This window comes from Thauera chlorobenzoica, assembly GCF_001922305.1.
Taxonomy (GTDB): domain Bacteria; phylum Pseudomonadota; class Gammaproteobacteria; order Burkholderiales; family Rhodocyclaceae; genus Thauera; species Thauera chlorobenzoica.
Genome location: NZ_CP018839.1, coordinates 98,093 through 125,081 on the forward strand (window position 1 = coordinate 98,093; position 26,989 = coordinate 125,081).

A 26,989-nucleotide genomic window follows, 5' to 3' on the forward strand; every position below is an offset into this window, starting at 1 on the left:
CACGGCGGCGGGCGTGTTGCCGGTGCCCGGTCCGCAGGAGAACGCGGCGGCGGCGGCCGTGTCCCATCGTGCATAGAGATCGAGGATTGCAACCGACTCCGGGGGGATTCACCGTGAAACCCTTGCCCCGCCGCTTTTCCCCCATCCGCGTGCTGTTGCCGGTCGTGCTGCTCGGTGCGCTCGCCGGCGCGGTCGCGTTCGGCCTGCAGGATGAAAAGGCGCCCGTCCGGGTGGTCGCGATCGCCGATGAAACCGCGGGTGAATTCGACCCGGTATCGATCCCCGAGCGCTACCCTGTCGCGCTCGGCAGCGTCGGCTCGGCGCGGGTAGCGGGCGCGCCCCCGCTGCAGTATCCGTTCCTGTGCGAGAGCACGCGCTCCGGCCTGGGCCAGCCGCGGGTCGACAACCGGCGCGGCCACGGCGTCGCGGTGTACGCCGAGCGCGCGGACGGCGAACGCACCGAGCGCATCGTCGGCTTCAGCCGCGACTGCGGGGTCGCGACCCGGGTCGATTACTACTACAAGCCGGTCGGCGCGGCGCACTTCCTGCCCTGGACGCCGGCGGTGCGCGACGTCGAGCTGATCGCGCACGGCGCCCGCCGCGTGCCCTTCATCGTCCGCGTCGAGCGCGGCACGCTGAACCGCTTCCTCTACGCCATCGCGGTCCTCGCCGACCCCGGCGAAGATCCCGCGGCGCCGGACGGGCGCTACTGGAACCGGCGCCTGGTCTATCTGTTCGGCGGCGGCGTCGGCATCGGCCGACGGCAGGGGCGGCTGTCGCTGAGCAAGGTGCTCGACCGCAACCTGGAGATCCTCGCCCAGGGCTACGCGCTGGCGACGTCGACCGGCAATCACACCAGCAACCACTACAACATCGGCCTCGCCGGGGATACCGCGCTGCGGGTGAAGCGCCAGTTCGTCGCGCGCTACGGCGCGCCGCTGCATACGATCGGCCTCGGCGGCTCGGGCGGCGGGCTGCAGCAATACCTGTTCGCCCAGAACCTGCCCGGCCTGATCGATGGCGCGATCGCGCAGTACGCCTACCCGGACATGGTGACGCAGACGATCCATGTGCTCGACTGCGAGCTGCTGGAGTACTACTTCGACGTTGCCGCCGCCGACCCGGCGTACTGGCGCGATCATGGTCGCCGGCGCGAGGTCGGCGGACTCAACACGCTCGAGGGCGCCGCCAACCGCTATGCCGCGCTCTATCCGCCCAACTTCCTGCTCCAGGGGCGCTGGCCGCGGCTGCCGACGGGAGCCAGCGAGTGCGTCCAGGGGTGGCGCGGGCTGACCCCGCTGGTGCTCAATCCGCGCTTCACCCCGCTCGCCCGCCACTATGCCGATGAGGTGGTGGCGGCGGTGAACTGGACCTACTGGGACGATCTGGTGTCGATCTACGGCCGCGATGCCAGCGGCCACGCGCGCCGCACCTGGGACAACGTCGGCGTCCAGTACGGGCTGCAGGCCTTGCGCAGCGGGGCCATTTCGGTGGACGCGTTTCTCGACCTGAATGCGCGCATCGGCGGCTGGAAGCCCGCTGCGCAGATGGCGCCGGAACGGCTGTGGCGGCCTTTCGACGAGGTGCTGCCGCTGTGGCTGTCGATGTGGGGCGCGCACAACATGGAGCGGGCCGCGGGCCGCGGCCATCGCCGCGGCGTATCGCAGCGGGCAGGTGTTCATGGGGTATCTGGACATTCCGGTGATCGATGTCCGCCATGACCGCGAGGCGCAGCTCAACATGCATCACCTCAGCGCCTCGTTCGCGACCCGGCTGCGGATCGAGCGTGCGCTGGGCGACAGCGCGCGGCAGCTGATCTGGGTTGCCGAACTGGGCTTCGACCCCACCCTGGAGGCCCTGCGGGTGATGGACGAATGGATCGGGGCGGTGCGCGAGCAGCCGTGGCGCGGGGTCGCCGGCAACCGCCCGGCGCGTGCCGACGATGCGTGTTTCGATGCCGGCGGGCGGACCCTCGCCCGCGGCCCGGAGGTCTGGGACGGCGACTGGAACGGCGCCGCGCCGGGGGCGTGCACGCGCGCCATGCGCAGCTTCGGCACTTCGCGCAGCGCCGCCGGAGGACCGCTCGCCGGCGATCTGTTCCAGTGCCGCCTGCAAAGCGTGGAGGCCGCGATCGCGGCCGGCGTGTACCGCCCGGTGGATCTCCGCCCCCATGCCGCTCGCCTGAGGGAGATTTTTCCGCAAGGGGTCTGCGATTACCGCCGGGGGGATGCGGGGCGGCCGGCGGATGCGGTTCCCGCGCGCTGGCGGCGCAGCGGCGACGAGTGACCGCCCCGGCGTCCGGCTCAGTGTCCGGGAGCGGAGCCGTCGCCGGCGCGATTGTGTTCGATGAGGCGATCGAGGAGGGCGCTCAAGGTCGCCCTTTCCTCGTCGTCGAGGCAGGCGAGGATCTGCGCGTTGCGGCGATGGACGTACGCCATCGTCCGCGCCCAGACTTCCTGCCCGGCGGGGGTGAGGGTGAGGACCACGCCCCGCCCGTCCGCGGTGCTGTCGTCCTTGCGCACCAGGCCCTGGTCGACCAGGGCCTGGGCGGCGCGGCTGGCCTGGCTCTTGTTGAGGTGGGAGCGGCTGGCGAGCTCCTTGATCGACAACGGGGCGAAGCTGCCAATGGCGGCGAGGCTGCGCCCGTCGCTCAACGACACGCCGATCTCGTCCGCGTAGCCGGGCGCGCTGGCGCGCTCGATTTCCTTGCGCAGGAGGTTGAAGCGGTAGGTGAAGGTGCGATCGAGCGGCGGCACCGGGGCGTGCCGCGGGCGGTTGGAGTGGGGCATGGGGGCAACGGCGTGGAGGAAAGCGGGGATTTTATCGGTGTTCGGCGCGCGGCCGGCCCGTGCGACCCGGGGGCGCCCGGGGTCCCGGAGCGCTCCCGGCCCGGGCGGACGAGGCGTCAGAGCTCGTTCAACGCGGCCTGCAGGTGCTGCTGGAAGAGGCCGGCGTCGCCCAGCGCGTTGGCGTTGAGGAGGGCGAGCTTGACCAGGAAGAGCTCGGCCTGGTCCGGCCCGGCCTGGTCGATGGCGGTGGCGAGGGCGTCGTACACGGTTTCGAGCCCGGCGATGTCCAGCGTCTTGGTGGGGGTCATGGCGGGTTCTCCTTACTGCGGCAGGGCGGTGGCGAGGGCGGCGTGCAGGCGGGTGGCATCGAGCGTCAGCCAGCGTGCGCAGACGTGCTGGTCGGGGCGCAGCAGATAGGCGCCGCCGCCGGCGCGGATGCCGTAGCGGCGGCGGAAGTGGCCGTCGGTGTCGGCGAGGGTCAGGTCGGCGCCGGCGACCGGCGCGGGCGCGCCGACGGCGATCACCTTCAGCGGTACGCCGCGCGCACGGGTGGCCGCGACCACCTCCTGCAGCGGCGCCGGAATGGCCTCTGCCGCAGTGAAATAGAGCAGGTCGAAGCCGCCGCCGAGGTGGTCGAGGAGGAAGTCGTCGGTCGCCAGGCGGATGTTCTGCGGCGGCGCGCCGTGGGCGGGGCCGGCGGTAAACAGGGCGTTGTCGTCGCCGGCGCTGTTGAGCATCGAACGGGTGTACTCGTGCGGGCGCGAGGTGCGCCAGTGGTACAGCGGGCGCACGAAGGCTTCGCTCAGCGACAGCGACAGCACCGCGTCGCGCAGCAGGCGGAAGCCGCGCGACGGCGGGGTCATGAAGCGCGTGCTCTTGCCGGCTTCGTCGATGATCTCGCGGGCGGCGCCGACGCGCTCGGCGCTGTAATTGGCCAGCAGCTTCGTGCCGGCCAGGCCCCGAATGACGAAGGCGAGCTGCCAGCCCAGCGATTGCGCGTCCTGGAAGGCGGTGTTGGCGCCGCGCACGCCGAAGATCGGCAGCAGGTGGGCGGCGTCGCCGGTGAAGATCACGTTGCCATGGACGTAGTCGGGCAGGGTCAGCGCGCGCGCGGAGTACACCGAGCTCCAGTCCAGTTCCCATTCGGCGCCGGGGTGGCCGATCATCGCCAGCTGGGCGTCGATGCGCGCTTTCAGCGATTCGGGGCGCAGCGCCTCCTCGGGGGTCTCGCCGGGCGGCAGCTGGTAGTCGACGCGCCAGATGCCGTGCGGCTCGCGATGCATCAGGATGGTGTTGCCCGGGTTCCACTCGGGGTCGAAGAAGGCCAGCCGCTCGGTCGGCAGTGGCAGGTCGATGCGGATGTCGGCGATGACGAACAGGCCCTCGTAGGAGGCCCCTTCCATCTGCAGGCCGAGCGCGGTGCGGATGCCCGAGCGGCCGCCGTCGGCGGCGACCACCCAGTCGGCGTCGAGCGTGTAGGGCTCGGCCGGAGTGTCGATCCCGACCCGGGCGCAGCCTTCCATCTGATCCACGCGGGTGACCTTGTTGCCCCAGCGCACCTCGATCAGCGGGTTGGCCGCGCAGGCCTCGAGCAGGTATTCCTCCAGGTACTGCTGCTGGAGGTTGAGCATCGGCAAGAAGCGGTCGTCGGGGTCGTGCGGCGCTTCCATGCGGAACACGCGCTGGCCGCGGTAATAGGAGTTGCCGAAGCGCCACGGCAGGCCGTTTTCGGTCATCCGCGCGGCGACCCCGAGCTGCTGCAGGATTTCCATCGAGCGGCGCGTGAACACGATCGCGCGGCTGCCTTGCGAGACCTGCAGCTCGGCGCTCGCCACCACGCTGGGCACGCCGTGGCGGGCGAGTTCGAGGGCGGTGACCATGCCCGCCGGGCCGGCGCCGACGATCAGCACTTTGCTGCGCTGCTGGGGCGGATGGGCGGATGGCAGCCAGGGTTCGTGTACCCGGTAGTCGTAGTAGATCGAGGGGCGCGGTTCGGTGGTCGGGGTATGCATTGCGGGCTCTCCTTGGGGGCGGGGTGGGGCAATCTTCTTTTTGGTTGCGCATGCAACTATAAGGATGAAAAGTTGCGCGCGCAACCAGATATTCCGCCCGCCCGCCATGACCCGGATCAAAAGTGGTGCACGTTTCCGTCCCCTCACCACCCTTTCCGGCACGCGCGCGGCGCCGGCCGGCGCTTCCCGCGTGCGCTGCGGGGCCGGGCGTCGGGTCAGGCTGCGCGCACCAGGCCGCGTTCGAGTTCGGTGATGCGTCGCGCGCCGGCGAGGATCATCGTGCGTTCGAGCTCGGTGGCGATCAGCTCGAGCACCGCGGTGGCACCGGCTTCGCCATCGACCGCCAGTCCGTAGAGCAGCGGGCGGCCGAGAAACACGCCGCGGGCGCCGAGGGCGAGCGCCTTGGCGACGTCGAGCCCGCTGCGAAAACCGCTGTCGACGAACACCGGCAGGCGGTCCTCGACCGCATCGAGCACCGCTTCCAGCGCGTCGATGGTGGCGATCGCGCCGTCGAGCTGGCGGCCGCCGTGGTTGGAGACGATCAGCCCGTCGACGCCGCGCGCGCACGCCTGGCGCGCATCGTCGGGGTGGAGCACGCCTTTGAGCAGCAGCGGTCCGTCCCACAGCCGGCGCAGCCAGTCGAGGCTTTCCCAGCTCAGGCTGCGGTCCATCTCGCGGCTGAGGAGGGCGGCTTGCAGCTGCAGGGTGTCGCTGCCTTCCTCTTCGGCGAGGTTGACGAAGCCCGGCATGCCGTGGGCGATGAAGCGCAGCAGCCAGCGCGGCCGCGTCGCCAGGTTGGCGAGGGTCGCGGGCGAGGGGCGGAACGGCATCTTGAAGCCGTTGCGCACGTCGCGTTCGCGATAGCCGCTGACCGGCACATCGACGGTGAGCACCAGCGCGCGGTAGCCGGCGCGCCGTGCCCGGCGCACCATCTGCTCGGCGATGGCGCGTTCGCCCATGACGTAGAGCTGGAACCAGTTGAGTGCGGACGACGGCTGGACGACGGCCTCGAGGCGCGCATTCGACGCCGTCGACAGCACGAACGGGACGCCCGCGGCGGCGGCGGCGCGCGCCAGCAGGACGTCGCCCTGCGGCCGGGTGAGGCCGTTGAAGCCCATCGGCGCGATCGCGAACGGCCGCTGCCAGGTTTCGCCGAACACTTCGATCCGGGTGTCGAGTCCGCGGGTGTCGCGCAGCACCCGCGGCCGCATCGCCAGGCGGTCGAGCCCGCCGCGGTTGCGCTGCAGGCAGTCGCCGCGCTCGGCGGCGCCATCGACGTAATCGAACACGAAGCGCGGCAGGACCGTGCGCGCGGCGCGCCGGTAGTCTTCAACGTTGAGTTTCATCGGGGCCCCGGATCCATGGATGAGGCCGCCATTGTATCGGCGGCGGCCGGCGGGGCCGGCGGTGACATCGCGCCTGCGCATCGCGCTGCCGGGCTATCCGGCCTGCCAGGCCCGTGCCAGCAAGATTGGTGCCGCCGCCGGGTCGGCGAGCAGGCCGAAGACCGGGTCGCCCGTGCCGCCGGCGGCGTCGGCGAAGCGGCTGGCGATGAAGCTGTCGGCCACCGTCGCCGGGGCGTCGCGGCGCAGCAGCGCGGCCTGGGCCAGCAGCACGAGGCCGGCGGTGAGGGCGCGGGCCTGCCATTGGTGGGCGGCCGACGTGTGCAAGGCGGGGAGGAGGGCGTGCAGGGCGCGGACGAGGCGGGGTTCGCCGGCACAGCCGTCGGCGAGGTCGTCGACCAAGCGCGTGGCGGCCTCGGGTTCGCGGTCGAGGGCGCGCAGCACGTCGAGGCACATCACGTTGCCCGCGCCCTCCCAGATCGAGTTGACCGGCGCTTCGCGCAGCAGGCGGGGCATCGGGCCGTCCTCGATATAGCCGTTGCCGCCGCAGATTTCCATGCATTCGGCGGTGAACGCGATCGCGCGCTTGCACACCCAGAACTTCGCCGCCGGAGTCAGGATGCGGCGCCGGGCGCGGGCGAGGGCCGCGGCGTCGCCGTCGCCGTCGGTGCTTCCCCCGGCGGTGCCGGCGGCCGCTTCGTCCCCGCCGGCATCGACCGCGGCGGCGAGGTGGAGGGCGAGGGCGAGCGCGGCCTCGCTCTCGAGGGCAAGATCGGCGAGCACGTTGCGCATCAGCGCGTGCTCGAGCAGCGGGCGGCCGAAGGCGCGGCGGTGGCGGGCGTGGTGGAGCGCTTCGGTGAGCGCGCGGCGCATCAGCGCGGCGCTGCCGAGCACGCAGTCGAGCCGGGTGTGGGCCGCCATCGCAAGCAGGGCGGGAAGGCCGCGCCCGGGTTCGCCCACCAGCACGCCGAAGGCGTCGCCGAACTCGACCTCGCCGGAGGCGTTGGCGCGGTTGCCGAGCTTGTCCTTCAGGCGCTCGATGCGGATCGCGTTGCGCGTGCCGTCGGGCCGCCAGCGCGGCACGAAGAAGCACGACAGGGCGTCGTCGGCGCTGCGTGCGAGGACCAGATGGGCGTCGGCCGCGGGGGCGGAATAGAACCACTTGTGCCCGACCAGGGCGTACTCTGCGCCGCGTCCGCCGGCGCCGATCGCGCGTGCGCGGGTGGTGGTCGCGCGCAGGTCGGAACCGCCCTGCTTTTCGGTCAGCCCCATGCCCACGCTGAGGGTGCGCTTGGCCGCCAGCGGCAGGTCGCGGGCGTCGTAGTCGCGCGCGGCGAAGCGCTTGGCCAGGGTATGCCATAGCGCCGGCTCGCGGCGCAGCAGCGGCAGCGCGGCGAAGGTCATCGTCACCGGGCACAGGCTGCCGGCCTCGACCTGGCCGTGGAGGTAGAAGGCGGCGGCGCGCGCGACGTGGGCGCCGGGCTGCGGGTCGAGCCAGGCCGCGCTGTGCACGCCCGAAGCGTAGAGGAGCGCGCTGAGGCGGTGCCAGGCGGGGTCGAAATCGACCCGGTCCACCCGCCGGCCGCAGGTGTCGTGGGTGGCGAGCACGGGTGGGTGGCGGTTGGCCTGCTCGCCGAGGGCGAGGATTCCGGTGCCGCCCAGTTGTGTGCCGAGGGCGTCGAGGGCGCCGGCCCGGGCGCTGCCGCCTTCGCGGGCGAGGGCGTCGTGCAGCGCCGCATCACAGGCGAACAGGTTGTAGTCGACCAGAGGGGGAACCTGGTTGAACACCTCGTGGGTTTCCCGCATGCGTCCTCCGGTGCCGTCCGGGCCGGCGATGAAGAAGGGGGGTTCTTCGCAGTGTAGGAAGCCGATGCGGCGGTTGCCATGTGTGCCGTGTCCGCGCGGCCGGGAAGAAGTGTCGGGCCGGGTGCAACCCGGGCCGGAGGCGGCGTTCAGGGCAGGTCGCGCATGCGCAGGTAGCGCGGGAAGCGCGGCAGGCCGGCGGGGGTGAGTTCGCGGTAGCGGTAGGTGACCAGGGTGCCGGGCGGCGGCGGGCTGCGCCGGAGCGCGTCGCTGAGCCCGCTGCCGAGGCGGAAGCGGCGGCCGTCGGGGGTTTCCACCAGCAGGGAGCCGGTCATTCCGTGCAGCCGGCCCTTGCCCGGCAGGTGGGCGAGGACGCGCGCTTCGGCGTCGTGCCAGGGAGTGAGCTTGAGCAGCGCGCTGCTGCGCCCCGGTATCCAGCGTGCGCTGGCGCGGTGCAGCATCAGGCCTTCGCCGCCGCCGCGAACGACTTCCTCGAAGCGGCGCTGCAGCGCGCGCCGGTCGGCGACCCGGGTCTGCGGCACGGCCTGCAGCCAGGGCACGGCAGCGCGCTCGGCGAGTTCGCGCAGCTGCTGCACGCGGGTGCTGAAATCGCCCTCTGCGCCGGGCAGCTCGAACACCATGTAGCGGACTTCGCGCCATCCCGGATCGTCGGGCGCGTTGCGTCGGATCAGGCCGGAGAGGCGGTCGAAACTGCGCCGTCCCATCCACAGCTCGCCGTCCAGCACCACCGCCGGCAGCGCGGCGACGAACCAGCCCGGGGCGGCGACCGGTTGCCCGCTGCGCAGGCGCAGGCGGCTGCCGTTCCAGTGCGCGCGCACGCCGTCGAGTTTTTCGCTGACCCAGTAGTCGGCCGGATCGATGCCGTCGTGGTAGCGCTCGGCGAGCATCGCCGGCGGTGCAGGAAAGTCGCCTCCGGTGCTGCCGCAGGCGGCGCCGGCGCCCGCCAGCAGCAGGCCCAGGAGGAAGCGCAGGATCGATCGATTGAGCATCTGCTTATACATATCACATAAAAATGACAATGATATAAGCGTTGCCGCGGCGGCGCCAGGATGGGCCGCGGAGGAATGTGCAGGGAGGACGGGCGTGCAGGGAGGACGGGCGGTCGGAAGCGGAGCGCCCCCGGGCGCGGCGGCCCCCGCCGGAATGCTGCCGGCGGGGGCCGCTGGCCGGTCACGCGGCGAGGGTGTGGCGGTCCTTGCCCGCCTCGCCCGCGCCGACGCCGAGGCGGTTGGCCGCGCTGACGAGGGCGCGGATCGAGGCGGTGACGATGTTGGCGTCGACGCCAACGCCGTAGGCCTCACCGCGACCTTCGGCATCGAGTTCGACGAAGGCGCAGGCGCGTGCCTCACCGGCGTCGTGGCTGGGGGCGAGCGAGCGCTCCTCGTAGCTGCGCACGGTGACGTGGAGGCCGGCACCGTGCAGCGCGTGCACCGCGGCGTCGATCGGGCCGTTGCCTTCGCCGACCAGGAGGTGGCGGGTGGCGCCGACCTCGACGACGAGGCGGATGCCCTGCGCCGCGCCGTGCTCGAAGAGGTGGTGCTCGAGGTAGCGCACCGGTGCGACGGTGTCGAGGTAGGTGCGTCGGAACAGCGCCCAGATCGCCGCCGCGCTCATTTCGGTGCCGCTGGTGTCGGTGACTTTCTGCACTTCGCGCGAGAACTCCACCTGCAGCCGGCGCGGCATCACGATGCCGTATTCGGTCTCGAGCAGGTAGGCGATGCCGCCCTTGCCCGACTGGCTGTTGACGCGGATCACCGAGTCGTAGCTGCGGCCGAGGTCGGCGGGGTCGATCGGCAGGTAGGGGACGTTCCACCGGCCCGTTTCGCCACGGCGTCCGCCACCGAGCGCCTGCCGGGCGGCGAAGCCCTTCTTGATCGCGTCCTGGTGGGAGCCGGAGAAGGCGGTGAACACCAGATCCCCGACATAGGGGTGGCGCGGGTGGATGGGGAGCTGGTTGCAGTATTCGACCGTGCGCGCGACCGCGTTGATGTCGGAGAAATCGAGCCCGGGCGCCACGCCCTGGGTGTACAGGTTGAGCGCGAGGGTGACGATGTCGACGTTGCCGGTGCGCTCGCCGTTGCCGAACAGGCAGCCTTCGATGCGGTCGGCACCGGCCATCAGGCCGAGTTCGGCGGCGGCGACGCCGGTGCCGCGGTCGTTGTGCGGATGGAGCGAGAGCACCACGCTGTCGCGGCGGGCGAGGTGGCGGTGCATCCACTCGACCTGGTCGGCGTAGACGTTGGGGGTGGCGACTTCGACCGTCGCCGGCAGGTTGAGGATGACCTTGTCGGCCGGCGTCGCGCCCCATGCCGCGGTCACCGCATCGCACACCTCGCGGGCGAACTCGAGCTCGGTGGCGGAAAAGGTCTCCGGGCTGTACTGGAGCACGATCGTGGTCTCCGGCATGGTCGCGGCGATGTCCTTGATCAGGCGCACCGCTGAGACCGCGAGCGCGACCACTTCGGCCTTCTCCATGGCGAATACCATTTCGCGAAAGGCCGGCGAGGTGGCGTTGTAGACGTGGATGATCGCCCGGCGCGCGCCGCGCACCGCCTCCAGCGTGCGCCGGATCAGCTCCGGGCGTGCCGGCGTCAGCACTTCGATGGCGACGTCGTCGGGAATGTGGCCGCCTTCGATCAGCGTACGGACGAAGTCGAAGTCGGTCTGCGACGCGGACGGGAAGCCGACCTCGATCTCCTTGAAGCCGATGCCGCACACGGTGCGGAACATGCGCATCTTGCGCTCGGCGTTCATCGGTTCGAACAGGGCCTGGTTGCCGTCGCGCAGGTCGGTGCTCATCCACACCGGGGCGCGCTCGATGGTTTTGCCCGGCCACTGGCGGTCGGCGAGGGCGATGGTCGGGAAAGGGCGGTACTTGGCGGCGGGGTCGGGCAGCATCATGGCGCGGTCCTCGTGGGCGGGGCGTGGTTCGATGGAGGAAAGTCTACGCCGGGGGGCGCGGCAGACGATTGCGTTGTTGCACTGCAATTTGCCCATTGCGAGAACGATATTTCAGATATCGTTCATTTCGTGCAATGATCTGCCGATCTCATCCATGAATTGCGCCGATCATGCAACTCGACCGCTATGACCGCCAGCTCCTCGATGTCCTGCAGCAGGACGGGCGGATCAGCAACCAGGACCTCGCCGACCGCATCGCGCTGTCGCCCTCGTCCTGCCTGCGCCGCCTGCGTGCGCTGGAGGAGGCCGGCCTGATCCTCGGCTACCGTGCCCTGCTCGATGCGAAAAAACTCGGCCTGGCGCTGATGGCGCTGATCCACATCTCGATGGACCGCCACACCCCCGAGCGCTTCAGCCGCTTCGAAGCGGAGGTCGGCGCCATTGCCGAAGTGCTCGAATGCCTGCTGATCACCGGCCAGGACGCCGACTACCAGCTCAAGGTGGTGGTCGCCGACATGGACGCCTACCAGGAACTGCTGCTCAATCGCATCACCCGCATCCCCGGCGTCACCGGCGTGCATTCGAGCTTCGTGCTGCGCCGGGTGATCGACAAGACGGCGCTGCCGGTGGGCGGGGGGTGACGCCTTTCAGCGCCCGGCGTTGGGGAAGAACAGCTGCTCGCCGTCGATCTGGTAGCTTGCGATCGTGGCCTGGCCTTCGTCCGAGACCACCCAGTCCACGAACTTGCGCGCTGCGGCGGCCTTGACGTGCGGATGGCGCGCGGGATTCACCACCATCACGCCGTACTGGTTGAAGAGGCGGGTGTCGCCTTCGACCAGCACCGCGAGGCCGGCGCGGTTCTTGAAGCTGAGCCAGGTGCCGCGGTCGGCGAGCACGTAGGCGCCGGCCGAGGCCGCCATGTTCAGCGCCGGGCCCATGCCGCAGCCGCATTCCTTGTAGCCGGTGCCTTTGTCGCTTACGTCGGCGGCCTTCCAGTAGCGCAATTCGGCGGCGTGGGTGCCGCTCTTGTCGCCGCGCGAGACGAACGCGGCATGGGCCGTGGCGAGCTTTTGCAGCGCGCCGGTGATGTCCTTGCCGCGGGTCGCGGCGGGGTCGTCGGCGGGGCCGACGAGGACGAAGTCGTTGTACATCACCTTGCGGTGGTCGACGCCATGGCCTTCGGCGACGAACTTCTTCTCCGCCGCCTCGTCGTGCACGAACACCACGTCGGCATCGCCGCGGCGGCCGATGTCGAGCGCCTGGCCGGTGCCGAGCGCCACCACCTTGACCTCGATCCCGCTGGCCTGGGTGAAGCGCGGCAGCAGGTGGCCGAACAGGCCGGACTGCTCGGTCGAGGTGGTCGAGGCGACGACGATGGCGGGGGCGGACTGGGCGAGCGCGGCGAAGGACAGCAGGCTTAGGACCGCGCCGGCGGCGAGGCTCTTGAGGTGCTGGCGGGTGCGGCGGATGGATTGCATGGGGGGCTCCTGCACGGGGGCGGATGGATGAGGGCGTTCGGCGGCATGCGCCGGGGCCAATCCCGAAAACGGGACGGATTGCAGGAATTTATGGATCGAGCTGGATTCGATCAATATGAACGGATGTGCATAGGAGTCGGCACGTGCGCACCGGGTCGATTGGAGAAGCGGCCCGAGGGCTTTGGCGGTCTGCGGCCGAAACCGTAGAATCGGGTCCGCCTTTCCCGCGTTTGCAACCCGCACGGCCCGCCGTGCCCACCCGACGGACAAGCATGAAAAGCCGTGTCATCGATCGCTGGATCAGCGACTACCTGTCCCAGTGCCGCGTCAGCGCCAATTCGCTGATCATTACCGTCTACGGGGACCTGATCGCAGCGCATGGGGGGGGCGTCTGGCTCAGCGACTTCATCCGCCTGGTCGAGCCGCTCGGCCTCAACGAGCGGGTGGTCAGGACCAGCGTGTACCGGCTGGTGCAGGACGACTGGCTGGTGTCCGAACAGATCGGGCGGCGCAGCTACTACCACCTTACGCCGTCCGGCCTGCGCCGCGCCGAGCATGCTTCCCGGCGGATCTACGACGTCCACGACGAGCAATGGGACGGCCGGTGGCAGGTCGTGATCCTGCCCGCGGCCCTGCCCACGCGCTTGCGCGACACCTTGCGCCGGGAACTGTCGTGGGCGGGATACGGTGCGGTGGCGGCGGGCGTGCTCGTGCGCCCGTCGTCCGATTCGGCGACCCTGCTGGAAATCCTCGACGGCACCGGTACGCGCGACAAGGTGGTGCCGCTCGACGCCCACAGCCTCGATGCGCTGACCAGCCTGCCGCTCGTGGAACTGGCGCAGGAGTGCTGGGACCTGGAGGCGATCGGCGCCACCTACGACGCGTTCCTTGCCCGCTTCCGCCCCCTGCTGCGCACCCTGAGCGCCGCGCGCAGCCTCGATCCCGAGCAATGCTTCCTGGTGCAGACGCTGCTGATGCACGAGTTCCGCCGTGTGCTGCTGCATGATCCGCAACTGCCCGCGCAGATGACGCCGCGCAAGTGGAGCGGGGCGACCGCCCGCGAGCTGTGCCGCGCCCTGTATCGCCTCACCTACCGCCTCGCCCAGCAGCACCTGCTGGCGCTGTGCGGGACGCCGAGCGGGCCGCTGCCGCCCGCCGCGGCCAGGTTCTACCGGCGCTTCGGCGGGCTCGGCGACGAACCTGCCGCAATACCCGCGCCGTGATCCGGTGCGCGGTGGGGGCTGTACGGTAGCGCGGGGCAGGCCTGTCAGTGCCCGCTCCAGCCCGGCTTCACTGCTGCGCCGGCCGGGCCGCGGCCGCGTACCGGCAGGTGTTTGAGTGCGATTCCCTGGGTGAACGCGGCGCGCCGGACCAGGGTGTACTTGAACAACCAGCCGCCGCCGACCGCCATCAGCCCGGCGAAGGCGAGCGCGGCGGCGGCGCCCGGCATGCCTGCCCCTGCCGCCGCGGCGAAGGCGGCCGGCACGAGGTGGCCGAACAGCACGAAGCGGCGCTCGATTGTGCTCAGCGCCTGGAGGCTGCCGAGCGGGGCGCCGTCGGCGTTGAGGCCGGCGAGATAACGCTTCCACCGCCACAGGCGGGCGAGCAGGGCGAGGATCAGGACGAGCGCGGCCAGCGGCAGCAGGCGCGCCGGCAGGACTGGCGTGGCGAGGGCGAGCAGGCCGGCGCCTTCGGCGAGACCGGTCGCCACCACCACGGCCGCGCAGCGTGGATGGCGCCAGGCCGGGATGCCTTTGTCGGCAGCCAGGATGCGTGCCTGGCTGTAGAGAAAGGCCAGCCCGCACAGCCCGGCGAGCACCGGCAGCACCGGATGGAGGCCGGCGACGGCGAGCGCGCCGGAAATGAAGAGCAGCGGCGCCACCGAAGCTTCGCGCGTCATCCACGAGGTGCGCAGGTGACGGAAGACGTTGAGCGCGCGCCATGGGCGGCCGATTTCGAGCCATACGCAGAACAGTCCGGTGCCCACCAGCAGCAGGCCGGCACCGATCAGATGGCGCACTTCGGCGCCGGCGAGGTGGGCGAGCGCGGCCAGGAACAGCAGGCCGCCGCCCGCCCCCCCGCAGACGAAGTTGCCCGCGGCGCGCCAGTCCCAGTTTTGCTGCCGGCGGGGCGCCAGGTGGCCGGCCGGTCTTTGCTGAACGTGTTTCATGCCTGATCCCAGATGTAATACACGCTGGGCCCGGTGCCGAGCTCCTCGTGCATGCGGAAATGCTGTGTTTCGGCGAGCAGCCGGCTGACCGCGCTGTCGGGGTCGTCGAGGTCGCCGAAGGCCATCGCCCCGGAGATGCACGAGTTGACGCAGGCCGGAGTGACCTCCGGGTCACGGCCCGGAATGCGTCCGCTGCGCGCGGCCTCGTCGATGCGGTCCTTGCAGAAGGTGCATTTGGTTGCCACCGAGATGCGCGCCGGATCGAAGCGCACCGCTTCCGAGGCGATCGGCTGGTCGCCGTAGGCGAAGCGCGCTTCGTGCACGATCGAGCGCGCCTCGTAGGGGCAGGCCATGATGCAGTTCGCGCAACCGATGCAAACGTCGTAGTCGATGGTGACCAGGCCGTCGCCGCGCTTCTGCGTGGCCTGGGTCGGGCACACTTCCTCGCACGGCGGGTTCTCGCAGTGCATGCAGGCCATCGGCAGGAAGCTGCGCCGCACGTCGGGGAACTTCCCGGTTTCGAGGTCGAGCACGCGTCGCCATTGCACCCCGGGCGGGGTGGCGTTGGCGTTCTTGCACGCGGCGGTGCAGGTCTGGCAGCCGACGCAGCGGCGCAGGTCGATGGTCATCACATAGCGGCTCATTGCGCTTGCCTCCCGGAGATGCGGTGAATCGCGACGCGGACGATATCGGCACCCGAGCCGGTGGCGTCGGTGAGCTCCATCGACATCGGTGCGATCGTGTTCAGGCTGGGCATGCCGAAGTCCTTGGCGAAGGGGGTGGCCCAGTGGTCGAACTGGCCGACGATCACCAGCGTGTCGGGGCGGATGCCCTCGGCGAGCACCGCCTTGCCGTAGGTGGCGCCGATGTGCGAGCGGATCTCGACACGGTCGCCGTCGGCGATGCCGTAGCCACGTGCGGTGTCGGCGTTGATGATCACGCCGGTGTGGCCGCGCACGTTCTGCGCGACTTCGCGCATCAGCGCGATGCTGACGTTGCCGCCGGTGTGGTACTGCATGCTCTTGGTCGCCAGCAGCCACAGCGGGAAGTCCTCCGCCTTCGCCCCGCTGCGCACCAGGGCCTGCTCCCAGCGCCCGGGCACGTCGTGCCATTCGGGCAGCGCGGTGTATTCGGAGAGCTGTTCGTCCCACCAGTGCATCCGGTTCTCGTGCAGGCGGTTGCCGAGCTCGCGGCCGATGCGCAGCAGGCGCTCCTGATAGGGCAGCTCGTAGCGCAGTCCCTTTTCCGCCAGGGTTGGGGTCAGATACCAGGCTTTCTGCGACATCGGCACGGTGTAGAAGCCGTGCTCCTTGAACCAGGCCAGGTCGAGCGTTTCGCGTCCGCCGGAAAGCTCGGCCGAGGCGGCGCGGCAGACGGCGTCCCAGATCGTGTCGACATCGTGTTCGCGCGCAGGGTCGAGGCTGAAATCGTAACCCCCGCCTTTGAGCGCCGACACTCCGCCGGCGCCGCGGTTGAGCGCTTTGTTGTAGGCCTCGAGCAGCCCGGTGCGGCGCGCCAGTTCGGTGCTGATCCAGGTGAAGTCGCGCGTCTCGCCCTGCGGCTCGACCGCCGGCTGGCGCAGCACGACGCCGCGCGCGGTCCAGAACTGTTCGACGAACTTGGTGCCGCCGACCCGGATCATCTGCAGCGATTCGAGGTCGGTGGCCTCGGGCAGCAGCAGGTCGGCGAAGAAGTTGGTCTCGTCGATCGTGTACGCGAACGACACCGTGAACGGGAAGGTGGCGATGGTGTCCACCAGGGTCTGGGTGTCCCAGAACGAGATTGCCGGATTGGAGCGGTAGATGAACCACATCTCGGGCATCGTCGGCATCGGCAGATTCCAGTCCTGCGGCACTTCGCGCTGGAACATCCACGCCAGCTGGGTCGGCCCCAGCGCCTGGCTCCAGGCCGAGTTGCCGACGATCGGCACCAGGGTGCGGTGGGCGTTGCGCCCGGTGGGCTGGGCGACCCAGTGTTCCTTGTCGGTGGGGTTGAACTTCTGCGCCATGAAGCCGTCCTCGCCGGCGACGACGCTGAGGTGGCGGTCGTCGTGCGGGCGGTTCAGGCGCACGGTGGTGCCGAGCGTGCCGCCGGGGACTTCGAGCGCCCCCACCAGGGTGGCGAGCACGGTGCGTGCCCAGCAGCACTCGAATGCGCCCCAGCCATTGTTGACCGATTTGCCCAGGGTCACCGCCACCGGGCGCAGCGGCAGGGTCGCGCCGTCGATCTCGATGGTGCCGCCGATACCGGCGTTGTCGAGGAACTCGCCGGCGATGCGGCGGATCGTGTCCGCCGGGATGTCGCAGATCTGCGCCGCCCACTCCGGGCTGTATTTGCCCATGTGTTCGACGAGCTTGACGAAGGCCGGGACGCCGTCGACTTCGACGAGGGGGCGGCGCGCGTCGTCGGCGTCGACGCTGATCGCCGCGGCGACGCGGAAGCGGCCTTCCAGCGCCGGCACCGCGCCCGGCGTGTCGAAGGGCACGGCGCGCGCGCGCGTGCTGTCCCAGATCAGCGGCTTGGCACTGTCCGGGTCGCGCAGGTAGAGCCCGTCCGGTCCCACCAGGTAGGGCGAGGAGGTGCGATCGCGCAGGAAGGGCAGGTCGAGCCGGGCGAGGCCGTGTTCGCACACCATCACATGGATCAGGGCGAACATGAAGGCGGGGTCGGTCTTGGGGCGGATCGGCACCCATTCGGCCGAACAGGCGCCGGTGATCGAGAGGTGGGGTTCGACCTGTACGCGCTTGTAGCCGCGCACCCGCGCCTGGGCGTGGCGGGTGACCGCGCACGGACCGCCGGAAGCTTCGACGTTGCTGCCGATCGAGATCACGTAGCGGGTCAGCGGGGTGTCGGCGGCGACGGTGAATGCACGATGCCAGAACTCGCCGTACAGGTGCTCGGAATGCACGCACTTGACTCCCTGCCCGGAGCCGAAGCTGAAGTCGATCGGCCCCCAGGCGGCGAGGAAGGCGGGGAGGGTGCCCATGTACATCGCCGGCGTGCCGCCGTGGCCGAAGCTGGCCGCGACCCGCGGCAGGCCGGACTCGTCGATCAGGCCCTTGGCGCGGATCGCGTTGAGCTTGTCGGCCATGATGCCGAGCGCCTCGTCCCACGAGATCGGCACGAAGCCCGGATCCTCGTTGCGCCCCTTCTGCGGATTGGTGCGCTTCATCGGCTGCAGGATGCGGTGCGGGTTGTAGGTTTTCTGCACCAGGCCATGCGCTTTGACGCACACCCGTCCGCGCGCCGGATGGACGTCGGCGGCGGCGAAGTTGGGCTCGACCTCGGTGGCGACGCCGTCGACCACTTTCACGGTCATGAAGTCGGGGCCGGCCACGCAGTTGTAGCAGTAGGTGGGAACGTTCCGCACCGTCCGGGTTGTTTCGCTGGTCATCACAGGGGCCTCGTTTCAGTGGATCCGTTGCGGGTGGGAATAGACGCTGTGGCGGGCATCGCGGGCGAAACCGACGAGGGTCACCCCGGCGGCCTGGGCCACGCGCACCGCCATTCCGGTGGGCGCCGAGCGCGCGGCGATCACCGGAATGCCGACCGCGGCCGCCTTCTGCACGATCTCGTAGCTGGCGCGGCTGGTCATCAGCACGAAGCCGTCGCCGAAACCGCCACCCTGGGCGGCGATGGCGCCGATCAGCTTGTCGAGCGCGTTGTGGCGGCCGACGTCCTCGCGCACCAGCGCGACGCTGCCGTCGAGCCGGCACCAGGCCGCGCCATGGACCGCGCCGGTGAGGTGGAACAGGGGCTGCAGGGCGTGCAGCTCGGATTGCGCGCGCAGCAGCGCGCCGGAGGCCACGGCGGCGGCGGCGGTGCTCTGGTTCGGGCAAGGGCGCTGGAGCAACTGCTCGAGGCTTTCGATGCCGCACAGGCCGCAGCCGGTGCGTCCGGCCAGCGCGCGGCGTCGGCTGCGCAGGTGCGCAAAACGCTCGCCGGCCAGGTGCATGCGGATTTCACAGCCGCTGCCGTGCTCGATGACGTCGATGTCGTAGAGCTCGCCCGGGCGCCCGACGATGCCTTCGCTGAGGCTGAAGCCGAGGGCGAAATCGTCCAGGTCCTGTGGCGTGGCCAGCATCACCGCCTGCGAGAAGCCGTTGTAGACCAGGGCGACCGGGGTCTCCTCGGCGACGGTGTCTTCGGCGTGCACCGTGTCGCCGCCGCTCCAGCGCTCGACGCCGTAGCGGCCATGTGTTTCGGTCACCGGATAGGAACTCGTATGCATAGCAAACTCCGTTTTTGAAACGTCTTCTGCAACTCGATGTGCGCTTTCGATACGCGGTTTTTTCATGATACAAATTAAAAAATGAAAATCAATATTTATGTATCAAGTTAAAAAAATCTCTTTTAATTCAGTTAATTGAATTCACAGTTTTTACTGGCTTTGGGCTGCAACGGTCTTTTCCGGTATGAAGTGGGATGCATAGGAAAACGCCTCCGCAGAGGCGCCCGGGGGCGCCGCTTCAGCCCTGATCGATTTTCGTCGTGCACCAACGGATCGACCGGAATGGGGTACTCTCCGCCCAGTCCTGCGGAGGCTGCAGGGCGGTGATGAGCCGGAAACATGCACAGAGTCAGACTGAATTACGTTCTCGGCGGCAGCGCCGGCACCGCGCCGATCCGCAACCCCCTGCTCGATCTGCTGCAGGCGGTGCGCGAGCAGGGTTCGATCTCGGCCGCGGCGCGCACGCTGGGGCTGTCCTACCGCCACGTCTGGGGCGAGCTCAAGCGCTGGGAAGGCGAACTCGGCCAGCCGCTGATCTTGTGGGAGAAGGGCCAGGCGGCGCGCTTGAGCGAGTTCGGCGCCAAGCTGCTGTGGGCCGAGCGCCAGGCTCAGGCGCGGCTGCTGCCGCAGATCGAGGCCCTGCGCGCCGACCTCGAACGCGCCTTCGCGGTGGCCTTCGACGATTCCGCGCACGTGCTGACCTTCTACGCCAGCCATGACGAGGGGCTCGCCGCACTGCGCGAGCACGCGCGCGGCGAGCGTCTGCACCTGGACATCCGCTTCACCGGCAGCGTCGATGCGATCCGCGCGCTCAACGAAGGGCGGTGCACGATGGCGGGCTTCCACACCCGGCTGGCGCCTGCACCCGACTCGCTGTCGCGGCGCACCTACAAGCCGCTGCTGCGCCCCGGCCAGCACAAGCTGATCGGCTTCGCGCGGCGCACCCAGGGGCTGATCGTGGCGCCGGGCAACCCGCTCGGCCTGCATTCGCTCGCCGATCTGGCCGCGCGCGAGGTGCGCTTCATCAACCGGGTGCGGGGGAGCGGCACCCGGGTGCTGCTCGACGAGCTGCTTGCCGAAGCCGGGATCGATCCTGCGGCGCTGCCGGGCTACGACCGCGAGGAACCGTCGCATGCCGCGATCGCCCAAGCGGTGGCGAGCGGCGACGCCGATGCCGGCCTCGGCATCGAGGCCAGCGCGCGTGCGCGCGGCCTGGGCTTCATCCCCCTGGCTGAGGAGAACTACTATCTCGCCTGCCTCAAGAGCAGCCTCGAGCAGCCCGCCACCCGCGCCCTGCTCGCCCTGCTCGCGACTCCCGCCTGGCAGCGCCGCCTCGCCGCCCTGCCCGGCTATGCGCCGATGTCGAGTGGTGCGGTGCTGTCGATGAGCCGGGTGCTGCCGTGGTGGCGGTTCGCGCGGCGGGGGGCGGCATGAGGCTTGTTCGATGGCCATTTGACGGCGAGCCGGCGCCGAGGGCCTGTGATGAGCCGGGCCGGCGAGGGGGGCGGGCGGGAACGCCTCCCCCGTGCAGCCGGCCGACCGTAGCGAAGGGATGACGATGGACCTGGATTTCACTGCCGAAGAACGGGCGTTCCGCGCCGAAGTGCGCAGCTTCCTGCGCGATCACCTACCCGCCGCCGTGCGCCACAAAGTGCTCAACGGCATCTGCCTCGAGCGCGAAGACTATCTCGCCTGGCAGCGCGTGCTCCATGCGCGCGGCTGGGGCGGGCCGTCGTGGCCGGTCGCGTTCGGCGGCACCGGCTGGGGCCCGGTGCGGCAGTACCTGTTCGACGACGCCTGCGCCGAAGCCGGCGCGCCGCGGCTGGTGCCGTTCGGGCTGAAAATGGTGGCGCCGGTGTTGATGGCGTTCGGCAGCGCGGCGCAGCAGCAGCGCTTCCTGCCGCCGATCCTGGCCGGCGAGGCGTGGTGGTGCCAGGGCTATTCCGAACCGGGTGCCGGCTCCGACCTCGCCGCGCTGCGGACGCGGGCGGTGCGCGACGGCGAGCATTACGTGGTCAATGGGCAGAAGACCTGGACCACTTTTGCCCACTACGCCGACTGGATGTTCTGCCTGGTGCGCACCGACCCCGCGGCCAAGCCCCAGCGTGGGATCTCCTTCCTGCTCATCGACATGAGCTCGCCCGGCATCCGCGTGCGCCCGATCCGCACCCTCGACGGCGCCCACGAGGTCAACGAAGTGTGGCTGGAAGGCGTCCGCGTGCCGGTGGCCAACCTTGTCGGCGAGGAAAACCGCGGCTGGACCTACGCCAAGTTCCTCCTCGGCCACGAGCGCAGCAACATCGCCGGGATCGGCATCGCCCGCCGTGAACTGGCGCGGCTGAAGCGCATCGCCCGCAGCGAGACCGGCGACGGCCGTCCGCTGCTCGAGGCGCCGCTGTTCGCCGCTCGCGTCGCGCGCGTCGAAATCGAACTGATGGCGCTCGAGATCACCAACCTGCGCGTGCTCTCGGCCGAGGCCGAGCAGCGCGCGCCGGGAGTGGAAGCGTCGATCCTGAAGATCCGCGGCAGCGAGATCCAGCAGGAGATCTTCGCCCTGATGACCGAGGCCCTCGGCCTCCAGGCGCTGCCCTACGACCGCGAGGCGATGGCAGCCGGCTACGCGGGCGACTGCCCGCTGCCGGTCCATGCGCGCACCCCGACCTCGCAGTACCTGAACATGCGCAAACTGTCGATCTACGGCGGCTCGAACGAGATCCAGCGCAACATCATCGCCCGCAGCATGCTGGGCCTGTAAGGAGTGAGGCGATGGACTTTTCCTTCACCGACGAACAGTTGCTGCTGCGCGACACCGCGGCGCGCTTCATTGCCCGCGAGTACGGCTTCGACACCCGGCGCGCGATCCTGGGCGGCGCTGGCGGCGAGCGCGGCGCACGGGAGGCCGGCCTCTGGCGCACGCTGGCCGAGCTGGGGCTGCTGGCGTTGCGGGTGCCGGAGGAAGACGGCGGCGTGGGTGGCGACGCGGTCGACACCTTGCTGGTGATGTCCGCCTTCGGCAAGGGCCTGTTCGCCGAGCCCTATCTGGCGAGCGCGGTGCTGGCAACGGAGGCGATCGTCCGCCTCGGCTCCCCCGCCCAGCGCCGCCGCTGGCTGCGGCCGATGGCGGCGGGCACGCTGATCGCCGCCTTCGCCCACGATGAGCGCGGCACCCGCGGCGATGCCCTGGCGCTGGCGACGCGCGCGACCCGGGTCGGCGCCGGCTACCTGCTCGAGGGCCGCAAGACGGCGGTCGAGCACGGCGCGCGCGCCGATCTGCTGCTGGTGTCGGCGCGCACCGACGGCGGCGGGGTGGCGCTGTTCGCTCTCGGGCGCGATGTGCCCGGCCTGCGCCTGGCGGCGTACCCGACGGTCGATGGGGGTGGGGCGGCGGATCTGTTCCTCGAACAGGTCTACCTGCCCGCGTCGGCCCGTCTTGGTGCGGACGGCGAAGCGGGCGGTGGCGAGGGGAAGGACGAAGGGAGGGGCGAGGGCGATGCCGCCGAAGCCCTGCTCGCGGTGCTCGACAGCGGGCTGGCGGCGGTGTGCGGGGAGGCGGTCGGGGTGCTCGAGCGCAGCCTCGAGGCGACCGTCGAATACACCCGCGCGCGCACCCAGTTCGGCGCGCCGATTGCCACCTTCCAGGTCCTGCAGCACCGCATCGCGGATATGCTGATCCACCTCGAGCAGGCGCGTTCGATGGCCTACCTCGCCGCTGCGCGCGCGGGTGCCGGGACGGCGGCGGAGCGGGCGCGGGCGATGTCGGCGGCCAAGGTGGTGGTGGGCGAGGCCTGCCGCTTCGTCGGCGAGCAGGCGGTCCAGCTCCACGGCGGAATGGGGATGACCGAGGAGCTCGACATCGCCCACGGCTTCCGCCGCCTGTTCGCGATCGAGAAGCGCTTCGGCTCGACCCAGGACCACCTCGCGCGCTTTGCCCGCCTGCTCGCGGCCTGAGCAAGGCCGCCGGCGGGCGCGGGGAGGGAATCGGAAAAGGGGGTTCGGGAAAGGGGGATGCGGGCGAACGGGGGGACGCTCAGGCCGGCGCCAGGCGGCGCGTCACCTTCGCCTCGCGGATCGGCAGGTTGACCAGCGCGGCCATGCCCGCGAGCGCGATGTCGGCGTACCACATCCAGCTGAAATCGCCGAACTCGACGAGCGCGAGGCCGCCGAGCCAGGCGCCGAGGAAGCCGCCGATCTGGTGCGACAGCAGGGTGAGGCCGAACAGGGTGCCGAGGTAGCGCACGCCGAACAGCTTGCCGACGATCGCCGCGGTCGGCGGCACGGTCGCCAGCCAGGTGAAGCCGAGGCCGGCGGCGAACAGGTAGAAGGTCCATTCGGTGCGCGGCATCATCAGGTAGGCGGCGACCAGCAGCGCGCGTGAAGCGTACATCGCGGCGAGGATGTGCTTGCTGCGATAGCGCGACACGCAGGCCCCGGCGTAGAGGCTGCCGGCGATGTTGGCCAGGCCGATGATCGCCAGCGACCAGCTCGCCACCGTGGGCGGCAGGCCGCACAGCTCGACTTCGCCCGGCAGGTGGGTGACGAGGAAGGCGATGTGAAAGCCGCAGGTGAAAAAGCCCAGGTGCAGCAGGCGGTAGCTGCGGTCCTTGAGCGCGTCGCCGATTGCCCGCAGCACGCCGTGGTCGGCCTCGGCGTGCACCACCGGGGGAGCGCCGGCGCGCGTCAGGCGGCCGATCAGCGGCAGCGCGGCCAGCGTCATCAGCGCCATCGCCCACATCGCCCCCATCCAGCCCACGCTCTGGATCAGCTTCTGCAGGATCGGGGCGAACAGGAACTGGCCGAAGGAGCCGCCGGCGTTGATCACGCCCGAGGCGGTGCCGCGCGCTTCGAGCGGAATGCGCTGGGCGGCGGCGCCGATCAGCACCGAGAAGCTGGCCGCGCCGGAACCCATCGCCGTCAGCAGCCCGATCGTCAGCACGAGGCCGAAGGTGGAGTCCATGAACGGGGTGATCGCACTGCCGAGCGCGAGCAGCAGCAGCGCGCCGACCAGCACCGGGCGGGCGCCGTAGCGGTCGGCGACGGCGCCCGCCACCGGCTGGATCGCCCCCCAGACGAACTGGGCCACCGCCATCGCCAGGCTGATGGTGGCGATCCCGAGCCCGGTGGCGGTGTTGAGCGGGCCGACGAAGAGACCCATCGACTGGCGCGCGCCCATCGTCACCAGCAGGATGCCGGCCGCGGCGAGGGTGGTCAGGAGGACGTCACGGGAGTCGAGCGAACGGAACATGGGGAGGCATCCGGAGCCGCGGTCGGCATTGAAGTTTCGGCCCGCACTATAGTGGCCGGGCGCGTCGCCGGATAGCCCCGGCGGGTCCCGCTTGCAGGCCAGGGCAGCGAGCCGCGCCGCGCGTGCGGGCGTCGCCGGTACGCAAGCGCCGGGCGGAACCGCCGTGCCGCTCCCGCCCGCGGCCGGCACGGGCGCCGATATGGCCCCGGCGGCCGTCCATAGGACTCTTCACGGAGTCCTCGATAGAAAGATAAACCAATGTTTCAGCATGATTATTTCGTGAAACACGGGGCTCGCGGACTAGGCTTCGGGCGCGCTTCGGCGTAGAATCGCGCCCCTTCTCCACCAGGTTTCCGGCGCGGCGCGCATGATGCTCTACCCCACCCGTTTCGACGTCATCGTGGTCGGCGGCGGTCACGCCGGGACCGAGGCCGCGCTCGCCGCGGCGCGCATGGGGGCGGCCACGCTGCTGCTCACCCACAACCTCGAGACCCTCGGCGCGATGAGCTGCAACCCCTCGATCGGCGGCATCGGCAAGGGCCACCTGGTGAAGGAGGTCGATGCGCTGGGCGGCGCGATGGCCGCCGCCACCGACGAGGGCGGAATCCAGTTCCGCATCCTCAACGCCTCCAAGGGGCCGGCGGTGCGCGCCACCCGCGCCCAGGCCGACCGCGTGCTGTACAAGGCGGCGATCCGGACGCGGCTGGAGAACCAGCCCAAGCTGTGGCTGTTCCAGCAGGCGGTGGACGACCTCACCGTGGTCGGCGACCGCGTCACCGGGGTGGTGACCCAGATCGGCCTGCGTTTCGAGGCGCCGACGGTGGTGCTGACCGCGGGAACCTTCCTCAACGGCCTGATCCACGTCGGCCTCGAACACTACCCGGCGGGGCGCGCCGGCGATCCGCCGGCGAGTTCGCTCGGCGCGCGCCTGAAGGAACTCGCGCTGCCGCAGGGGCGGCTGAAGACCGGCACCCCGCCGCGCCTCGATGCGCGCACGATCGACTTTTCGGTGATGACGGTGCAGCCGGGCGACGACCCGGTGCCGGTGTTCAGCTTCCTCGGTCACCCCGGCCAGCACCCGCGCCAGCTGCCGTGCTGGATGACCCAGACCAACGCCCGCACCCACGACATCATCCGCGCCAACCTCGACCGCTCGCCGATGTACTCGGGCGTGATCGAGGGGGTGGGGCCGCGCTACTGCCCGTCGATCGAGGACAAGATCCACCGCTTCGCCGACCGCGATAGCCACAACATCTTCCTCGAGCCGGAAGGCCTGACGACCCACGAGATCTACCCCAACGGGATTTCCACCTCGCTCCCCTTCGACGTCCAGCTCGCGCTTGTGCGCTCGATGCGCGGGCTGGAGAACGCCCACATCCTGCGCCCCGGCTACGCCATCGAGTACGACTATTTCGACCCGCGCAACCTCAAGTCCAGCCTGGAGACGAAGTCGATCGCCGGGCTGTTCTTCGCCGGCCAGATCAACGGCACCACCGGCTACGAGGAAGCGGCCGCGCAGGGCCTGCTCGCCGGCGCCAACGCCGCGCTCCAGGCGCAGGAGCGCGCGCCGTGGTGCCCGCGCCGCGACGAGGCCTACCTCGGCGTGCTGGTGGACGACCTCGTCACCCGCGGCGTGGCCGAGCCCTACCGCATGTTCACCTCGCGCGCCGAGTACCGCCTGAGCCTGCGCGAGGACAACGCCGACCTGCGCCTGACCGAGAAGGGGCGCGAACTGGGCCTGGTGGACGATGTGCGCTGGGCGGCGTTCTGCGCCAAGCGCGAGGCGATCGAGCGCGGCACCGCCGCGCTGAAGGCCGCCTGGGCGCGGCCGGAGGCGATTCCTTCCGAGGACCAGCAGCGTGTGCTGGGCAAGGCGCTCGAGCGCGAGCAGCGCTACTTCGAGCTGCTGCGCCGGCCGCAGACCACCTACGCTGCGCTGATTAGCCTGCCCGGTGCGCCGGATGCGCCCGCGACCGACCCGCAGGTGATCGAGCAGATCGAGATCGCCGCCAAGTACCAGGGCTACATCGACCGCCAGCAGGACGAGGTCGCCAGGCAGGCCGGGGCCGAGGCCACCCGCCTGCCGGCCGACCTCGACTATGCCCAGGTGCGCGGGCTGTCGAAGGAAGTGCAGCAAAAGCTCGACCAGCACAAGCCGGAGACCATCGGCCAGGCGAGCCGAATCCAGGGGGTGACGCCGGCGGCGATCTCGCTGCTGCTGGTGTGGCTCAAGCGCCGCGAGCTGGCGGCGCGCGCCGGCGCGGCAGAAAAAGCGCCCCCGGCGCGGAGGCCGGCGGCATGAGCGGACGTCTCGCCCCCTGCGCCGCCCAGCTCGCCGAGGGCATCGCCGGACTCGGCCTCGTGCTCGCGCAGGAGACCGTCGACCGCCTGCTCGCTTTCGGCGAGCTGCTGCTGAAGTGGAACAGGGTCTACAACCTCACCGCGATCCGTAGTCCGCAGGAGCTCGTCACCCACCACCTGCTCGACGCGCTCGCGGTGCTGCCGCACCTGGCGGCGGTGAATCGGCTCGCCGACATCGGCTCCGGCGGCGGCCTGCCCGGCGTGGTGCTGGCGATCGTGCGCCCCGGCCTGATCGTGACCTCGATCGAGGCCGTGGGCAAGAAGGCGAGCTTCCAGCAGCAGGCGAAGATCGAGCTCGGTCTGGGCAACTTCGGCGTGCTGCACCGGCGCGTCGAGCAGGTGCGGGGCGATGCGCTGCCCGGCGGCGCGGCCGACGGGGTGATCTCGCGCGCGTTCTCCAGCCTGGGCGATTTCGTCGCCCTCTCCGGCCACCTCGTCGCCGAGGGCGGCGCGCTGTACGCGATGAAGGGGCTGCGCCCGGACGCCGAGATCGCCGCCCTGCCCGCGGGGTGGACGGTGAGCGCGATCCAGCCGCTGGAAGTGCCCGGCCTCGGTGCCGAGCGTCATCTGCTGGTCATCCGCCGCGCGCCATGATGGGGGGCGGAAGCGATCGCCCCACGGCGCCCCGCGCAGGCCGC

General features: G+C 70.8%; 22 protein-coding genes. 9 read left to right on the forward strand and 13 right to left on the reverse strand.

Translation table 11 applies throughout. The features are described from left to right. The first annotated feature begins 113 nt into the window (after nucleotides 1–113). Both Tchl_RS00440 and Tchl_RS18210 read left to right on the forward strand, forming a co-directional pair. Nucleotides 114–1,721 (forward strand): DUF6351 family protein, encoded by a 1,608-nt coding sequence (locus Tchl_RS00440; protein ID WP_083945070.1) that lies wholly within the window; start codon nucleotides 114–116, stop codon nucleotides 1,719–1,721. Beyond that, entirely contained in the window at nucleotides 1,681–2,286 is a 606-nt protein-coding gene (locus tag Tchl_RS18210; protein ID WP_146060777.1) for a DUF6351 family protein, read from the forward strand. The genes Tchl_RS00440 and Tchl_RS18210 overlap by 41 nt, the downstream gene beginning before the upstream one ends. Before the next feature lie 17 nt (nucleotides 2,287–2,303). Here the strand turns inward: Tchl_RS18210 and Tchl_RS00445 are convergent, their stop codons facing one another. The 7 genes from Tchl_RS00445 to leuA all read right to left on the reverse strand — a co-directional run bounded on the left by Tchl_RS00445 (nucleotide 2,304) and on the right by leuA (nucleotide 10,869). Then, the gene (locus Tchl_RS00445; RefSeq protein ID WP_075146666.1) at nucleotides 2,304–2,789 is read right to left on the reverse strand and encodes a MarR family winged helix-turn-helix transcriptional regulator; all 486 of its coding nucleotides are present in this window, start codon (nucleotides 2,787–2,789) and stop codon (nucleotides 2,304–2,306) included. Between the two features lie 116 nt (nucleotides 2,790–2,905). Continuing rightward, a complete protein-coding gene (locus Tchl_RS00450; RefSeq protein WP_075146667.1) occupies nucleotides 2,906–3,097 on the reverse strand; it encodes a DUF2783 domain-containing protein in 192 nt (63 codons plus the stop codon). 12 nt (nucleotides 3,098–3,109) lie between these two features. After that, nucleotides 3,110–4,801 carry an FAD-dependent monooxygenase gene (locus Tchl_RS00455; protein ID WP_075146668.1) on the reverse strand — a complete coding sequence of 564 codons (1,692 nt, stop codon included), beginning with the start codon at nucleotides 4,799–4,801 and terminating at the stop codon, nucleotides 3,110–3,112. 215 nt (nucleotides 4,802–5,016) lie between these two features. Next, nucleotides 5,017–6,147 carry an alpha-hydroxy acid oxidase gene (locus Tchl_RS00460; RefSeq protein ID WP_075149511.1) on the reverse strand — a complete coding sequence of 377 codons (1,131 nt, stop codon included), beginning with the start codon at nucleotides 6,145–6,147 and terminating at the stop codon, nucleotides 5,017–5,019. Nucleotides 6,148–6,240: 93 nt separating this feature from the next. Beyond that, on the reverse strand, nucleotides 6,241–7,950 hold the full coding sequence (locus tag Tchl_RS00465; protein ID WP_075146669.1) for an acyl-CoA dehydrogenase family protein: 1,710 nt from the start codon (nucleotides 7,948–7,950) through the stop codon (nucleotides 6,241–6,243). A 146-nt stretch (nucleotides 7,951–8,096) separates the two neighbouring features. Continuing rightward, nucleotides 8,097–8,957: a DNA ligase gene (locus tag Tchl_RS00470; RefSeq protein WP_083945277.1), complete on the reverse strand. Its 861-nt coding sequence runs from the start codon at nucleotides 8,955–8,957 to the stop codon at nucleotides 8,097–8,099. Between the two features lie 181 nt (nucleotides 8,958–9,138). Beyond that, nucleotides 9,139–10,869 (reverse strand): 2-isopropylmalate synthase, encoded by a 1,731-nt coding sequence (leuA, locus tag Tchl_RS00475; RefSeq protein WP_075146670.1) that lies wholly within the window; start codon nucleotides 10,867–10,869, stop codon nucleotides 9,139–9,141. 170 nt (nucleotides 10,870–11,039) lie between these two features. Between leuA and Tchl_RS00480 the strand changes: the two genes are divergently transcribed. Next, on the forward strand, nucleotides 11,040–11,510 hold the full coding sequence (locus Tchl_RS00480; protein ID WP_075146671.1) for an Lrp/AsnC family transcriptional regulator: 471 nt from the start codon (nucleotides 11,040–11,042) through the stop codon (nucleotides 11,508–11,510). A gap of 6 nt (nucleotides 11,511–11,516) precedes the next feature. On the opposite strand, the gene Tchl_RS00485 is transcribed toward Tchl_RS00480, so the two are convergent. Continuing rightward, on the reverse strand, nucleotides 11,517–12,347 hold the full coding sequence (locus Tchl_RS00485; protein WP_075146672.1) for an extracellular solute-binding protein: 831 nt from the start codon (nucleotides 12,345–12,347) through the stop codon (nucleotides 11,517–11,519). 272 nt (nucleotides 12,348–12,619) lie between these two features. Between Tchl_RS00485 and paaX the strand changes: the two genes are divergently transcribed. Continuing rightward, nucleotides 12,620–13,570, forward strand: coding sequence for a phenylacetic acid degradation operon negative regulatory protein PaaX (gene paaX, locus Tchl_RS00490; protein ID WP_075146673.1), 951 nt, complete (start codon nucleotides 12,620–12,622; stop codon nucleotides 13,568–13,570). Nucleotides 13,571–13,614: 44 nt separating this feature from the next. Here the strand turns inward: paaX and Tchl_RS00495 are convergent, their stop codons facing one another. From Tchl_RS00495 to fdhD, 4 genes are read right to left on the reverse strand one after another with little or no spacing between them, the layout of a single operon-like run. Beyond that, complete coding sequence (locus tag Tchl_RS00495) at nucleotides 13,615–14,517, reverse strand: DmsC/YnfH family molybdoenzyme membrane anchor subunit (protein ID WP_075146674.1); 903 nt, start codon at nucleotides 14,515–14,517, stop codon at nucleotides 13,615–13,617. Further along, complete coding sequence (locus tag Tchl_RS00500; RefSeq protein ID WP_075146675.1) at nucleotides 14,514–15,161, reverse strand: 4Fe-4S dicluster domain-containing protein; 648 nt, start codon at nucleotides 15,159–15,161, stop codon at nucleotides 14,514–14,516. The genes Tchl_RS00495 and Tchl_RS00500 overlap by 4 nt, the downstream gene beginning before the upstream one ends. Further along, nucleotides 15,158–17,911 (reverse strand): molybdopterin-dependent oxidoreductase, encoded by a 2,754-nt coding sequence (locus tag Tchl_RS00505; protein ID WP_075146676.1) that lies wholly within the window; start codon nucleotides 17,909–17,911, stop codon nucleotides 15,158–15,160. The genes Tchl_RS00500 and Tchl_RS00505 overlap by 4 nt, the downstream gene beginning before the upstream one ends. 15 nt (nucleotides 17,912–17,926) lie before the next feature. Next, nucleotides 17,927–18,748, reverse strand: a complete 822-nt coding sequence (fdhD, locus tag Tchl_RS00510; RefSeq protein ID WP_075146677.1) for a formate dehydrogenase accessory sulfurtransferase FdhD — start codon at nucleotides 18,746–18,748, stop codon at nucleotides 17,927–17,929. Between the two features lie 339 nt (nucleotides 18,749–19,087). Between fdhD and Tchl_RS00515 the strand changes: the two genes are divergently transcribed. The 3 genes from Tchl_RS00515 (at nucleotide 19,088) to Tchl_RS00525 (ending at nucleotide 22,696) form a co-directional block, all read left to right on the forward strand. Beyond that, nucleotides 19,088–20,182 (forward strand): substrate-binding domain-containing protein, encoded by a 1,095-nt coding sequence (locus Tchl_RS00515; RefSeq protein WP_075146678.1) that lies wholly within the window; start codon nucleotides 19,088–19,090, stop codon nucleotides 20,180–20,182. Nucleotides 20,183–20,273: 91 nt separating this feature from the next. Next, nucleotides 20,274–21,503 (forward strand): acyl-CoA dehydrogenase family protein, encoded by a 1,230-nt coding sequence (locus Tchl_RS00520; protein ID WP_232311627.1) that lies wholly within the window; start codon nucleotides 20,274–20,276, stop codon nucleotides 21,501–21,503. A gap of 11 nt (nucleotides 21,504–21,514) precedes the next feature. Then, the gene (locus Tchl_RS00525) at nucleotides 21,515–22,696 is read left to right on the forward strand and encodes an acyl-CoA dehydrogenase family protein (protein WP_075146679.1); all 1,182 of its coding nucleotides are present in this window, start codon (nucleotides 21,515–21,517) and stop codon (nucleotides 22,694–22,696) included. A 79-nt stretch (nucleotides 22,697–22,775) separates the two neighbouring features. On the opposite strand, the gene Tchl_RS00530 is transcribed toward Tchl_RS00525, so the two are convergent. After that, a complete protein-coding gene (locus Tchl_RS00530; protein WP_075146680.1) occupies nucleotides 22,776–23,990 on the reverse strand; it encodes an MFS transporter in 1,215 nt (404 codons plus the stop codon). A gap of 370 nt (nucleotides 23,991–24,360) precedes the next feature. On the opposite strand from Tchl_RS00530, the gene mnmG reads away from it, so the two are divergent. After that, nucleotides 24,361–26,292, forward strand: coding sequence for a tRNA uridine-5-carboxymethylaminomethyl(34) synthesis enzyme MnmG (mnmG, locus tag Tchl_RS00535; protein ID WP_075149514.1), 1,932 nt, complete (start codon nucleotides 24,361–24,363; stop codon nucleotides 26,290–26,292). Next, nucleotides 26,289–26,945 carry a 16S rRNA (guanine(527)-N(7))-methyltransferase RsmG gene (gene rsmG / locus Tchl_RS00540; protein ID WP_075146681.1) on the forward strand — a complete coding sequence of 219 codons (657 nt, stop codon included), beginning with the start codon at nucleotides 26,289–26,291 and terminating at the stop codon, nucleotides 26,943–26,945. Before mnmG ends, rsmG begins: the two co-directional genes overlap by 4 nt. Nucleotides 26,946–26,989 lie beyond the last annotated feature (44 nt).

Excerpts from the sequence above, each read along its gene's own strand:
- Tchl_RS18210 (WP_146060777.1), top strand. The coding sequence starts at position 1,681 with ATGGGGTATCTGGACATTCCGGTGATCGATGTCCGCCATGACCGCGAG.
- Tchl_RS00445 (WP_075146666.1), bottom strand. The coding sequence starts at position 2,789 with ATGCCCCACTCCAACCGCCCGCGGCACGCCCCGGTGCCGCCGCTCGAT.
- Tchl_RS00450 (WP_075146667.1), bottom strand. The coding sequence starts at position 3,097 with ATGACCCCCACCAAGACGCTGGACATCGCCGGGCTCGAAACCGTGTAC.
- Tchl_RS00455 (WP_075146668.1), bottom strand. The coding sequence starts at position 4,801 with ATGCATACCCCGACCACCGAACCGCGCCCCTCGATCTACTACGACTAC.
- Tchl_RS00460 (WP_075149511.1), bottom strand. The coding sequence starts at position 6,147 with ATGAAACTCAACGTTGAAGACTACCGGCGCGCCGCGCGCACGGTCCTG.
- Tchl_RS00465 (WP_075146669.1), bottom strand. The coding sequence starts at position 7,950 with ATGCGGGAAACCCACGAGGTGTTCAACCAGGTTCCCCCTCTGGTCGAC.
- Tchl_RS00470 (WP_083945277.1), bottom strand. The coding sequence starts at position 8,957 with ATGCTCAATCGATCGATCCTGCGCTTCCTCCTGGGCCTGCTGCTGGCG.
- leuA (WP_075146670.1), bottom strand. The coding sequence starts at position 10,869 with ATGATGCTGCCCGACCCCGCCGCCAAGTACCGCCCTTTCCCGACCATC.
- Tchl_RS00480 (WP_075146671.1), top strand. The coding sequence starts at position 11,040 with ATGCAACTCGACCGCTATGACCGCCAGCTCCTCGATGTCCTGCAGCAG.
- Tchl_RS00485 (WP_075146672.1), bottom strand. The coding sequence starts at position 12,347 with ATGCAATCCATCCGCCGCACCCGCCAGCACCTCAAGAGCCTCGCCGCC.
- paaX (WP_075146673.1), top strand. The coding sequence starts at position 12,620 with ATGAAAAGCCGTGTCATCGATCGCTGGATCAGCGACTACCTGTCCCAG.
- Tchl_RS00495 (WP_075146674.1), bottom strand. The coding sequence starts at position 14,517 with ATGAAACACGTTCAGCAAAGACCGGCCGGCCACCTGGCGCCCCGCCGG.
- Tchl_RS00500 (WP_075146675.1), bottom strand. The coding sequence starts at position 15,161 with ATGAGCCGCTATGTGATGACCATCGACCTGCGCCGCTGCGTCGGCTGC.
- Tchl_RS00505 (WP_075146676.1), bottom strand. The coding sequence starts at position 17,911 with ATGACCAGCGAAACAACCCGGACGGTGCGGAACGTTCCCACCTACTGC.
- fdhD (WP_075146677.1), bottom strand. The coding sequence starts at position 18,748 with ATGCATACGAGTTCCTATCCGGTGACCGAAACACATGGCCGCTACGGC.
- Tchl_RS00515 (WP_075146678.1), top strand. The coding sequence starts at position 19,088 with ATGCACAGAGTCAGACTGAATTACGTTCTCGGCGGCAGCGCCGGCACC.
- Tchl_RS00525 (WP_075146679.1), top strand. The coding sequence starts at position 21,515 with ATGGACTTTTCCTTCACCGACGAACAGTTGCTGCTGCGCGACACCGCG.
- Tchl_RS00530 (WP_075146680.1), bottom strand. The coding sequence starts at position 23,990 with ATGTTCCGTTCGCTCGACTCCCGTGACGTCCTCCTGACCACCCTCGCC.
- mnmG (WP_075149514.1), top strand. The coding sequence starts at position 24,361 with ATGCTCTACCCCACCCGTTTCGACGTCATCGTGGTCGGCGGCGGTCAC.
- rsmG (WP_075146681.1), top strand. The coding sequence starts at position 26,289 with ATGAGCGGACGTCTCGCCCCCTGCGCCGCCCAGCTCGCCGAGGGCATC.